This is a genomic window from Desulfosarcina alkanivorans (genome assembly GCF_009688945.1).
Classification (GTDB): Bacteria; Desulfobacterota; Desulfobacteria; order Desulfobacterales; family Desulfosarcinaceae; genus Desulfosarcina; species Desulfosarcina alkanivorans.
The window spans coordinates 1,035,787-1,047,824 of the sequence record NZ_AP021874.1 but is presented as its reverse complement, the minus strand read 5'-3'; the positions used below and the strand labels follow the sequence as shown (position 1 = coordinate 1,047,824).

Here is a 12,038-nt window from a genome sequence, read left to right as displayed (position 1 = left end):
CCGTTTGGTTTGAAAGTTATTTTTTGACCATTTCCTTGATCTCTTCGACGATTTCGGGGTTGGCCAGGGTCATGACGTCACCCACGTCGCGGTTGTTGGACAGGGCCCCCAGCACGCGCCGCATGATTTTGCCGGAACGGGTTTTGGGCATGTCCTTGACGATCCAGACCTTGCGCGGCTTGGCGATTTTTCCGATCTCGTTGCAAATCGCGTCGGAGATTTTCTTGGCCATTTCGTCGCTGGCATCGAAGCCCGGTTTGAGGGCTATGTACAGATCCGGTTCTTTCCCCTTGATCTCGTGATTGACCGGCACCACGGCAGCTTCGGCGACTTCCTGGACGACCAGGGCCGCCGACTCGATCTCCTTGGTTCCCAGGCGGTGCCCGGACACGTTGATGACGTCGTCGATGCGGCCCAGGATCCGGAAGTAGCCGTCTTCGGCCTCAACGGCGGCATCGCCGGTCAGGTAGGGCCAGTCCCGCCAGTCGGTGCTTTTGGGATCCTTGCAGTAGCGGGCGAAATAAGTGTCGACGAAGCGTTCCCGGTCGCCCCAGATGGTCATGAACATGCCCGGCCAGGGGTTCTGGATGCAGATGTTGCCGGCTTTTCCGGCACCCCGGGCAACGACATTGCCGTCATCATCGTAGATGATGGGATGGATTCCCGGCATGCCCGGTCCGGCGCTGCCCGGTTTCATGGGGGTGATGGCCGGCAGGGTGCTGCACAGGAATCCGCCGGTTTCCGTCTGCCACCAGGTGTCCACGATGATGGCTTCACCTTTGCCCACTTCCTTGTGGTACCACTTCCACACTTCCGGCTCGATGGGTTCGCCCACGGTGGTCATGTGCTTGAAATGGTAGTTGTATTTGGCCGGTTCGTCCGGGCCGATTTTCCTCAGGGCGCGGATGGCCGTGGGGGCCGTGTGGAAGATGTTCACATCCAGGTCCTGGGCGATGCGCCAGGAGCGTCCGGCATCCGGATAGGTGGGCACCCCTTCGTACATGACCGTCGAGGCGCAGTTGGCCAGGGGACCGTAGACGATATAGGAGTGGCCGGTGATCCAGCCGATGTCGGCCATGCACCAGTAAACGTCTTCGGGATGGATATCCTGAACGTATTTGGACGTTCCGGTGACGTAGGAGAGATAGCCGCCGGTGCCGTGCTGGCAGCCCTTGGGTTTGCCGGTGGTCCCGCTGGTGTACATGAGGAAGAGCGGATCCTCGGAGTTCATGCGCTCCGGTTCGACCCGCGCGCCGTAGTAGTTTTTGAGCAGGTCATTGACGAAGAAATCGCGCCCGTCAACCATCGGTGTATCAGCGGAGTACTTGCCGGCGTACCGCTGCCAGACCAGCACCTTGTCCACTTTCTGGCCGTCCTTGGCGGCATGTTCGACTGCCACATCGGCATTCTGCTTGTGGTCGAGGAGCGTACCGCTGCGGTAGTAGGCATCCATTGTGATGAGGACGTTGCTGCCCGAGTCGACGATCCGGTCGGCGCAGGCGGTGCCGCTGAATCCGCCGAACACCTGGGAGTGGATCACGCCCAGCCGGGCGCAGGCCAGCATGGTGATGGGCAGTTCAGGGACCATGGGCATATGCAGGGTGACGCGGTCGCCGCGCTTCAATCCGGCAAAATCCCTGAGCAGGGCGGCGAATTCGTTCACGCGGACATAGAGTTCCTGGTAGGTGATGTGTTCGTATTTTTCTTCAAGCGGTTCGGGAACGAAGTGAATGGCGGTCTTGTTTTTGTTATCTTTCAGGTGACGGTCAACACAGTTGTAGCTGGCGTTGATCTTGCCGCCCTTGAACCATTTGAAGCAGGGCGCGTCGCTGGTATCCAGGATCTCATCCCAGTATTCGTACCAATCCAGCAGATCGGCGTATTCCTTGAAACAGTTGGGGAAATTGTCCAGGCTGAACCGATCGTAGATGCCTTTGTCCGACATGTTAGCCTGGGCGATAAAATCCGTCGACGGATAATAGTATCCTTCTTCCTGCCAGTGTACGGCAATTTGAGCCTCTGATGTTTCGACAACTTCTTTTTCTGCCATGGGTCACTTTCCTCCAATTAAAGTTGAAGTTTCAGTCGGATTGCTTTTTGCTCGGCTTCTTTTCAATGCCTTTCTGGTACCTAGTTTCCCCTGCGCCCCAGGCGTGGTGATCGATTGGTGCGGCTGAAGGCATTCGAAAGAAGTTCCCTCCCCCGGTTTGATCCCCCCTTTCACGATTCCGTTAAATGTTGTCATCGATTGAGCAAAAGGCTGGTGCGCCGTTTAATTACGCAGAATTCCACGGGAAAAAATTTCAAAGGCCGTGTCGAAGGTTTCCTTTAAGTAATCCTTCTGGCCATTGATGATTTTTTTGCTGGTTTCCCAAAGCACGATGCCTGAAAAAAGTGACCAGAGGATGTCGGCAATGGCCGTCGGATGCTTGTCGACAAAAATATTCCTGCGGATGCCGTCTTCGAATATATTGGCCATGACTTTCAGGGAATTCCGGCTAAGGGATTCAATCTGTTTGAGGAGATCGGCAGAAAGATTTTTCAGCGTTTCACTGGATTGCATATGAAACATGTTGATAAGGATGAGCGGGTCGAATTCGTAGACATCGTACATGGCCTCCTTCAGGGCGTTGAGGCGCTGGGCCGCATCGGTAAACGGTTCGGCATTGACGTGCTCCAGGCGGATCATGAGATATTGAAGGATTCGAAGGGAGAGGGAGGCGTAGAGCTCATCCTTGTTCTTGAAGTAGAGATAAAGGGTTCCGGGGCTCAACTCCGCTTCTTTGGCGATGTCTTCCATCGTTGCCTTGCTGAAGCCTTTGTCGGTAAACACCCGTTTGGCGGCAACCATGATCTGTTGTCTGCGACGTTCCCGTTCCCTTTCTTTTCTTTCTCTAATCCCCATATTTAATGAATTCCATTTATTTCTTATACGAGGTTACATATCTTGCATGATATTTGTCAAGTATTAATTGTTCAATTTATCAATTTAGAACCATATTTTTTATCTGTTTTTATTAACCGCCGTGCAGTTCTTTGGGAACGTCCATCAAATCAGATATAAAATTATATTATAACGGTAGGTTATTCACCTTTGGCGATGATGCGGACCGGCCACGGCCTGCCGCGGGAAGAGAAGATGGCTGCACCGGGAAAGGCCGTGCGCATGCGCGGGAAGGGGGTATATTAAGCGAAGAGACGACAAACGGCCATCGTGCCGGATCACCACTTCGTTTCCGGGAGCACTGAACGGTGCCCCCTGGCGTCACCATAGCTATTCGGGAAGCAGGGCGGGATGCCGGACTATTTTATCCAATTCAGGTTGCAGGCTTTTCAACTGCTGCCGGGAATCGATGCGTAATGACAGGCGATAGGTATTCCCTTCAAAAAAACGCGGCGGCTGCAGCTGGATGCGGGGATCCAGCCTGAGGGATTTCAGATTCCGGTGGTACAGCGCTTCAGCCTCGCTTAACTCGGGATAACGCCTGGTTTTAAGCAACCCTCTCAATTCGCCGACCTTTTGTGGCGCCGGCATGTTTTCGTTGCCGGTGATCGCTGCAATATCATCCTGCGCCATCAACCGGACAATGGGAATATCGTCCCGGAGAGAAATTTCGGAAATCAGGTCCACCAGTTCCCGCTGGACATTCAGTCCGGTGGTAAGCGTCCGGAACAGGCTGCAGAGTGCCCCGGCATCGTCTTCGTTCAATTGGATGAGCTGGAGGGCAACGGGAAGCGCGATACTGCCTTCGAGCAGTGCGTTCTGCATGGATGCCGGCATGTCGGCAACCGGCATGATCCGGTCCATGGCGGTATGGCTGCTGGGCAATCCGGCAGACGCAATAATTTCCTGCCCGTCTGATGACCCTTCGGCACACCGTCGGACCAATGCATAGGCACGGGATTGTTCGACGATGTTCAGCGGTCGTTGCCAGGAATTATCGCTGATGGCGATCCGGGCGCATGTGAGGGGTGACGCGTCGGACCGGAGTATCCGGGCCGGAATAGCGGACATGTTCAAGGCGGCACACGCGGCAATCCGTCGGAATCCGCCGACCACCACGTGGCCGCAACCCTTTTTCAGGAGTATCGGCGGCTGCAGCAGCCCAATGGCGCCGATTGACAGCGCCAGTCCGGTTTCGTCGGCGGTGGTGGTGATTTTATAGGTGTGGTCACCCGTTTCGATCTGATCGACCGAAACGGGGCTGATCTCATAGTCCATGTCGGTCGTCGGAAATAAGCGTCAGGGCTTCAACGTATTTGGCACGCGTATTGTCTATGACCGCCTGGGGAAGCGGGGGACCGGGGGGGGTTTTATCCCAATCCAGTGACAGCAGGTAGTCACGCAGATATTGTTTGTCGAAGCTTTTCTGAGATCCTCCCGGAGCATAGGTGGCATCCGGCCAGAACCGGGAGGAATCCGGGGTCAACACCTCATCGATCAGGATCAACCGATCGTCTACCATACCGAATTCGAATTTGGTGTCAGCAATGAGGATCCCCTTTTCAGCCGCAATGCCGGCACCTTTTTTATATATGGCCAGTGACAGGTCGCGGACCTGTTCTGCCAGCGGTGCGCCGATGCGCCTGACCATCTCGTCGAAATCAATATTGATGTCATGTTTACCCAGCTCTTCTTTGGTCGAGGGGGTAAAGATCGGTTCCGGCAGCCGGTCGGATTCGACCAGCCCTTCCGGCAGGCGGATTCCGCATACCGTGCCGTCCTTGAGGTAGGATTTCCAGCCGGATCCGGTGATATAGCCGCGGACCACGCACTCTACCGGAAGGGGCCGGGCTTTTTTGACGAGGATGCTGCGCCCCTCGAGATCCGCCGCATAGGGTTGGCAGGACGCGGGATACCGGGAAACGTCAGCGGTGATCACATGGTTGTCCACCAGCGGGGCCATGATGTTGAACCAGAAAAGAGATATCTGGGTGAGTACGATGCCCTTGTCCGGAATCGGATCGGGCAGAACCACATCAAAAGCGGACATCCGGTCCGTGGCCACCATCAGATAGGCATCGCCGATGTCATACATGTCTCTGACCTTGCCTCGCTGGAGCAGTTTCAGAGTGGGGAAATCCGTTTCGCGAACAACATGTGTCATGTCCTGTTTTCCTTTTCTCATCCAGGCCGCAAAGCTTCGGGCGCGCGCCCTTTTCGGCCGGAGGGGTTGTGGATCATGCGTTGGCGGACAGGGCGTTGAAGGCATCGATGTAGCGGCGCAGGGTAGCCAGGGAAGCGTCTTCAATCACCAGAAACTGAATGCCGGACTGGTATCGGCCGGATTCGGCGGTCCGGGTAAAAATAACCTTGCCACGAATGGTCACCATGTCTTCCTTGAGCCCCACGACGACGTCAACGGTATCGTTCTCGCCGAATGCGACGTGGGTTTCCAGCATGATCCCCGATTCGGAGACGTTGATCGTGCGCCCCATTCCCTGCATCAACTGTTTATCGTTTTTATCCAGATGCACATAGTTGAGCAGGTAAATGGAGTCCACTCTGGAATGTTTTCTTTTTTCGTTCATTGGGGGTCTCCCGATGCTAAGTGTTGCCGAATTCGTAAAAAAGCCGATATCTGCGTCGCGCTTCCTCCCTCGTCACTTCGGCTTACCGTCACGTCAGTAGGCCGCATTCCTCGGGATTCCCGAGCCTTCCCGTCCCGCTTGGCGTTTAGCGGGAGAGATCCCGGCTTTTTTACGAACCCGTCAAAAATGTAGCTTACTGCGCCTCCATCAGGTGTTGCCGATGACGGATAGGGCCATTCAACCGCCTTGCTGGACCTTTGAATCCCTGGGTGCCGCTATTTTTGCCGTCCGGGCGTTGCAGACCATGTCCGCGGTGACGGTCATGCAGGTCGCCATATTGTCCACAATATTTTTGAATGTCGCCGAAAGCCGGTTGTATTCATTTTGCAGGGACACGGCTTCGATTTTGGCGATCTTGATATTTTCCGAGCTGTAAATGGCGGCCCCTTCCGGTTCCTGTCCCAGATGCAGGAAAGGTACATTGCCAAAAAAATCGCCCTTGTAAAGATGGCACAGCACGACCGGACCGTTTTCGGTGTTCCGCACCACGGATGCCCGCCCCTGCTTGACCACGTATAGCTGCTGCTCATCGGATTTTCCCTGCCGGATAAGCACTTTTTTATCTTTCAGGATCTCGTTCGTCTGAACCTTTCCATCATGATACTCCACGATGCGGTCGGTCAGCTGTTTCAGTCGTTTGTCCAGGCTGGTGAGAAAGGTCCTGAATTCCAGTGACATGCCGGCATACTCCTGAGCCAGGCGCTGGGAATCCAGAACGCCGAGCTGAACATTGCCGACCGCTACGGCAGTGGCGGTGCGAATGTGCCCCTGCAGCAGAAATGAGGCCATGCTGCCGATAAAGGAACCGTCGCCGATGCGGATAATGGGAATGGTGCCCGACGCCACCTCCTTGACGATGTCGACAACGCCCTCCAGGATGACCCAGATCCAGCTGCCGTGTTTTCCCTCTTCAACGATATGCTCACCATCGAAGAAGTCCTCTTCATCGACGACGTACATGTAATCCACGAGGGGACCTTTGACAATTGCCGTTGCCGGGAGGGTGTGCTTCATATCGGCGTTCCTGTCCGCAGTGGCGGCCGGCCCGACTTTTTTGGTGTGACCGTCATCCAGAAGTTTCATCCCTTCCAAAATGATTCCCATGCGGCTTTTGGTGATTCGTTTTTCGGCCAGTATGGCCTCCCGGGTGAATTCAAAGGATCCGTCCGCCCAGCCGAAAAGGGAGTAGAGGGCATCGAGTCCGTCGGCATCCCCGTTTTGGGCATTGACCGGATTTCCCTCGATAAAATAGATAAACCCGGGATCCGGCGCATAGCGGCTGATCAGCCGGAGAACACCCGTACTTCCGCTTGAACCGAGCAGCTGGATGATATCTCCCAGCGAAAGGAAACCCAGGCTTCCCGATAACACCACGCTTTCATTCATCTCCAGGACCGGCCTCTATTTTGCCCATTTGAATTCTTTTTGCAGCGATTTCAGTGTTTCCATCAGGCACGCCTTCAGTGTCACCCCCACCCCGGTGCCTTTGACGGCACTGCCCGGAAAAGACGGTACCTTCAACTGACGGTTCAGGTCCCGTTCCATCTGTTCGACGGACATGAGCGGAATGCCTTCGTCCGCAAGGTCCCTTTTGTTGTACTGGATGATCAGGGGCACCTTGAAAATACTTTTGCCATATTCTTTGAGGTTCGTCTGAAGGTCTTTCAGTGAGATCATATTTTTTTCCCGCCGGACTTCCAGCGAATCCGCCACAAAAACGATTCCGTCCACACCACGCAATACCAGTTTCCGGGTCGAGCTGTACTTCACCTGGCCGGGTACGGTGTAGAGTTGCACCCGTATGTCGCAGCCCTTTATTTTCCCGAGGCCCATGGGTAAAAAATCAAAAAACAGGGTCCGGTCCCCCTCGGTGTTGATGGAGACCATCTCTCCGGTCACCTGTTTTTTGTATGATTTGAAGACATATTCGAGATTCGTTGTTTTTCCGCATCGACCTGGCCCATAGTACACGACCTTACATTCGATTTCCCTTTTTTTCAGGTTGAAAATGGCCATAAAGAATTTCCTTAGCTGTTAAAATGAAGAAAGCGCTGGAGCCCTTGTTAAGCCGCAATACGGTGTCCACCGTCAAAGACCGCTGCATTCATAACTTGTCAAGTGCTGGTCACTTTTAGATCGAGGCAAAAATCACCCTGTTTCGGGCCGGCATCGATTTGGGTTTTGTTGGCGATGGTGGCCGTCCCTTTGAACATGGCAATGGGAGAGTAAAACTGGATGTCCTCCAGTTTTTCACCGTTTTCGAGATCTTCGATCAAGCCCCTGTCCTTTTTTGAGATGATCAGGCTCAGCATGTCGCCGGATTGGAAATTGACATCGAATTCGACCATCTTTCCTTTCTGGACGCCATTGGTAAACGTAATGCCGATGGACGTGATATCCAGTATTTCCTCTTCGGGTTCGGGCATGCTGAACTCAATACCGCCGGAATCGGCCTGGCCATCGATTTCGTCCCTTTCGCCGACCGGAATGGGCAGGGGCGTGTCGATGCCTTTCTGGTCCAGAACCGATTGAAGATAGGTCCGGATGGCTTCCAACTGGTTGGCGCTGAACAGGTCCCCGGCAAACCACTGGTTGTACTGGTCGATGGCATCCTCCACAGAAGCGATGGCCATCTTGCACCGGATGATGTTTTTTCCCGCATCCACCCGGTAGACGTCATCTTTCAACAGGGCCGTCAGTTCGACGATGGCCCGCTCAAACTGCCCGAACCGGGCCAGGGCGACCGCCTTCTGAAGATCGTTTTCACCGAATAGGTTCTTGATCAGGTTCTGGCCTTTTTCAGACAGTTCCGGTGAAGCGGGGCCGGTTTCCACTTTTTCGGTCTTCTTTTCCAAAGATCGAACCTTGAGCGAAATGGCCTTCAGCAGGCTTTCCTTGTTTTTGAGCCGGTGGATTTTCTGAATCATGGCCGAGGCTGCGATGTATTTTTCTTTTGCTTCGGGAAAGAGTCCCTGGGAGCGGTAGAGTTCGGCTTCACTCAACAGGGATTTAATTTGCAGGCTGATATCCATTCACGATCCTGTACTTCGCTGACAGTCTATCAGAAGTGGTGCGGACCATCGCGTGTCGGAGTTGACGTTTTGCTGAAAAAAAGGAGGGATCGCTCACTCCGTTTTCTTTTTTCACCCCCTTGGGCGTGAAATGATTCCCAATGAACCTAACATTTTGTCACCAATGGTGTTTTATCCTGTTTGCCCTTTTATTGTCAACATTTGAGAACTAACTATTTATAAAACAAACATATTGACATTGGCCGGGGGTGTGCTATCAAGTTTCCTCTTACTCCTTTTCCCTGTTTGAAAAAATCCGCATACTAACCCCTTAATTGCAAAAGGAGCACGTTATGGACAAAAAAGTTACGGTTGTCGGCGCCGGAAACGTTGGTGCCACGGCTGCCCAGCGGCTGGCTGAAAAAGAGCTTTGCGATGTAGTGCTCGTGGACATTGTCGAAGGTGTCCCCCAAGGCAAGGCACTGGACCTGACAGAGGCCGCTCCCGTCGAGAAACATGATGCCAAACTGACCGGAACCAACGGTTATGAAGAAACGGCGGGTTCCGACATCGTTATCATTACCGCCGGTATCCCCCGCAAACCGGGGATGAGCCGGGACGACCTGATCAGCACCAACGCGGGCATCATCAAAAGCGTCACCCGGGAGATCGCCAAACATTCTCCGGAGGCGGTTCTGATTATTGTCAGCAACCCGCTGGATGCCATGTGCCACGTGGCCTATGAGGCATCCGGATTTCCCAAGAACCGGGTTCTGGGTATGGCTGGTGTGCTCGATTCCGCCCGTTTCCGGGCCTTCATTGCCATGGAACTCGACGTGTCCGTCGAAAATACCCACGCCTTCGTCCTGGGCGGCCATGGCGATACCATGGTTCCCCTGCCCCGCTACTCCACCGTGGCCGGAATTCCCATTACCGAACTGATGACCAAGGAACGCATCGATGAACTGGTGAAACGCACCGCCAATGGCGGCGCCGAGATTGTCAGCCTGCTGAAAACCGGCAGTGCCTATTACGCGCCGGCTTCCGCGGCCGTTGAGATGGCGGAATCCATCCTGAAAGACAAGAAAAAAGTGCTGCCCTGTGCCGCCTATCTCCAGGGTGAATACGGCATCAACGACCTCTTTATCGGCGTACCGGTCAAACTGGGGAAAAACGGTATGGAGCAGGTTATCGAAATTACCCTGACCGATGATGAAAAGGCGGCGCTGATGAAATCGGCCGATGCCGTCCAGGGGCTGAAAGACGATCTGGCCAAACTGGGCTGATGTCCATCCGGAAACAGCATCTTGCGGCCCGGATCTTCGTTCTCGCATTTTTGAAAATCCTCGACGCAGCGTTGCTACGCCAGCGGTTTCCAAAACGCTGCGGCCTCGATCGGAACGCCCAGCCTGAATGTCTGAAAGAACATGACACGCATTGATGGCTCGGGGAAAAAACCGGGCGAATTCATCAGTCGCAAGATAACGATCTTTTGATGGCTTCGGCCAGATTTTTATTGATACCGGGCAGTTCACTGAGTTCATGGACAGTGGCTGCCCGGATTTTTTTTATGCTTCCAAAATGTTTGAGCAGCGTGGCTTTCCGTTTGGGGCCCACCCCGGGAACCGCGTCCAGGGCGGATCGCACCGTCGCCCGGGTGCGTTGTTTGCGTTGAAAGGTGATCGCAAAGCGATGGGCTTCGTCACGAATTTGCTGAAGCATCAGCAGCAGCCGGCCATCTGAACCCAGACCAACGGGATTGGACCGGTTGGGCAGATAGATTTTATCCGCGGTTTCTTTTTTCTCCGCATCTTTCTTGGCAATCCCGGCCACGGCAAATCGCCCGCTCAAACCCAGTTGCGCCAGCACGGCCATGGCGATGTTCACCTGCCCCTTCCCGCCGTCCACCAGCAGCAGGTCGGGTTCGGGGTTGGCCGGGCCGATCTTTCCGTATCGTCTGGCCAGGACTTCGGACATGCTGGCGTAGTCATCCGGAGAAGCGACCGTTCGGATCGCGTACCTGCGGTAGCCGGCTTTGTGGGGGCGGCCGTTGACAAAAACCACCATGGCGGACACCGGATTCGTACCGGCCAGGTTGGAATTGTCAAAACACTCGATTCGCAACGGCTTGCGGTCCATACGAAGGCGCCGTTTCAAGGCGTCGAGTACGGCGGCTTCGCCCGTGGATTTCTGAATCCGTTCACGAAGCGTATTTTTCGCATTGGCTTCGGCCATTTCAAGGAGGCGCCGTTTTTCCCCCCGCCTGGGATGTCGGATCCTCACGCGCCGTTTCTTCCATCCGGACAAGGTTTCTTCGAGCAGGGAGGAATTTTCCGGCAATCGGGGCACCAGCACCTCGACGGGAATGTTGTGGGCCTGGTGGTAATACTGCACCAGAAACTGGGCCACCAGTTCGCCCTTTTCGGCGGCCGCATGGGTCAGTTCAAAATGCCGGACCCCCTGGAGAAAACCGCGGCGAAGGGTCATCACCGTCAGGATGCTGAAATCGCTGCTGCCACTGGTGCCGATCACATCCCGGTCCAGAAAGTCGGTGGTTACGGTAACCTGACGTTCCAGGGTTTTTTCCAGGGCGACCATGCGGTCGCGCAGCACCGCCGCCGTTTCGAAATCCTGTGCAGCGGACGCCTTGAACATATGCCGGCGCACCCGCTTGATCAATTCGGGGGTACGCCCCTTTAAAAACAGGATCACTTCTTTGACGATGGCGCGGTACGCGGCGGGATCCACGGACAGGCAGCAGGGCGCCAGACAGTGGCCCATCTGGTGGTGGATGCACGGTCGCGACCGGTGGCTCAGGGTTCGATCGCTGCATTTTCTCAAGGGGAAGGTTTTGTTGATCAATTTGACGGTCTGCCGCACGGCGAGGGCCGAAGAAAACGGTCCGAAATACACGGCGCCGTCCCGGGGTGTCCGGCGGACGATTTCGATTTTCGGATAGGTGGTTTTGACGTTGATGCGGATGGAGGGGTAGCGTTTATCGTCCTTGAGGACCACATTGAATCGTGGCCGGTGTCGTTTGATCAGGTTGGATTCAAGAATCAGGGCCTCTTTTTCGGAAGCCGTCACCACGGTTTCAATGTCGGCCACCCGCGCAACCATCAGGGCCGTCTTGGCACTGTGCTGGTCCTGTCGCTGGAAATAGGACGACAGCCGTTTTTTAAGATTGATGGCTTTGCCCACATATATGATTTTCCCGCGGCTGTCCTTCATCAAATAGACGCCGGGGCTTTCGCTGGCGCCCTTGATGAGTTCGACAAACCGGGTCGATGAATCCGGCTGGGTTGAGGGTTTTTCCATGGGCGGTCACCAACGGTTGACGGCTTCGTAAAAAGTCACATTTCAGGCAGTTTTGTAAAAAGTTCGAGATCAAGGTTTGCGAATCCCGAAAAATGAGGCGTACTTATGGTACGCCGC

Annotated in this window: 10 protein-coding genes; 1 reads left to right on the top strand and 9 read right to left on the bottom strand. The window is 54.8% G+C overall.

From position 1 onward, the window contains the following. Positions 1–16 precede the first annotated feature (16 nt). From acs to DSCA_RS04595, 8 genes are all read right to left on the bottom strand, one after another. Complete coding sequence (acs, locus tag DSCA_RS04630; RefSeq protein WP_155315316.1) at positions 17–2,050, bottom strand: acetate--CoA ligase; 2,034 nt, start codon at positions 2,048–2,050, stop codon at positions 17–19. A gap of 222 nt (positions 2,051–2,272) precedes the next feature. Continuing rightward, positions 2,273–2,905, bottom strand: a complete 633-nt coding sequence (locus tag DSCA_RS04625; protein WP_155315315.1) for a TetR/AcrR family transcriptional regulator — start codon at positions 2,903–2,905, stop codon at positions 2,273–2,275. Between the two features lie 369 nt (positions 2,906–3,274). Then, a complete protein-coding gene (locus tag DSCA_RS04620; RefSeq protein WP_155315314.1) occupies positions 3,275–4,222 on the bottom strand; it encodes a ParB/RepB/Spo0J family partition protein in 948 nt (315 codons plus the stop codon). Next, on the bottom strand, positions 4,212–5,108 hold the full coding sequence (locus DSCA_RS04615; protein WP_155315313.1) for a phosphoribosylaminoimidazolesuccinocarboxamide synthase: 897 nt from the start codon (positions 5,106–5,108) through the stop codon (positions 4,212–4,214). The genes DSCA_RS04620 and DSCA_RS04615 overlap by 11 nt, the downstream gene beginning before the upstream one ends. A gap of 73 nt (positions 5,109–5,181) precedes the next feature. Continuing rightward, on the bottom strand, positions 5,182–5,532 hold the full coding sequence (locus DSCA_RS04610) for a PilZ domain-containing protein (protein ID WP_155315312.1): 351 nt from the start codon (positions 5,530–5,532) through the stop codon (positions 5,182–5,184). 237 nt (positions 5,533–5,769) lie between these two features. After that, positions 5,770–6,978: a cyclic nucleotide-binding domain-containing protein gene (locus DSCA_RS04605; protein WP_155315311.1), complete on the bottom strand. Its 1,209-nt coding sequence runs from the start codon at positions 6,976–6,978 to the stop codon at positions 5,770–5,772. Positions 6,979–6,993: 15 nt separating this feature from the next. Beyond that, the gene (locus DSCA_RS04600) at positions 6,994–7,608 is read right to left on the bottom strand and encodes a GTP-binding protein (RefSeq protein WP_155315310.1); all 615 of its coding nucleotides are present in this window, start codon (positions 7,606–7,608) and stop codon (positions 6,994–6,996) included. Positions 7,609–7,706: 98 nt separating this feature from the next. Continuing rightward, positions 7,707–8,624 carry a hypothetical protein gene (locus DSCA_RS04595; RefSeq protein ID WP_155315309.1) on the bottom strand — a complete coding sequence of 306 codons (918 nt, stop codon included), beginning with the start codon at positions 8,622–8,624 and terminating at the stop codon, positions 7,707–7,709. Between the two features lie 332 nt (positions 8,625–8,956). Here DSCA_RS04595 and mdh point away from each other — a divergent pair, with 332 nt between their 5' ends. Further along, positions 8,957–9,889: a malate dehydrogenase gene (gene mdh, locus DSCA_RS04590; RefSeq protein ID WP_155315308.1), complete on the top strand. Its 933-nt coding sequence runs from the start codon at positions 8,957–8,959 to the stop codon at positions 9,887–9,889. Between the two features lie 184 nt (positions 9,890–10,073). On the opposite strand, the gene uvrC is transcribed toward mdh, so the two are convergent. Then, on the bottom strand, positions 10,074–11,921 hold the full coding sequence (uvrC, locus tag DSCA_RS04585; protein WP_155315307.1) for an excinuclease ABC subunit UvrC: 1,848 nt from the start codon (positions 11,919–11,921) through the stop codon (positions 10,074–10,076). Positions 11,922–12,038 lie beyond the last annotated feature (117 nt).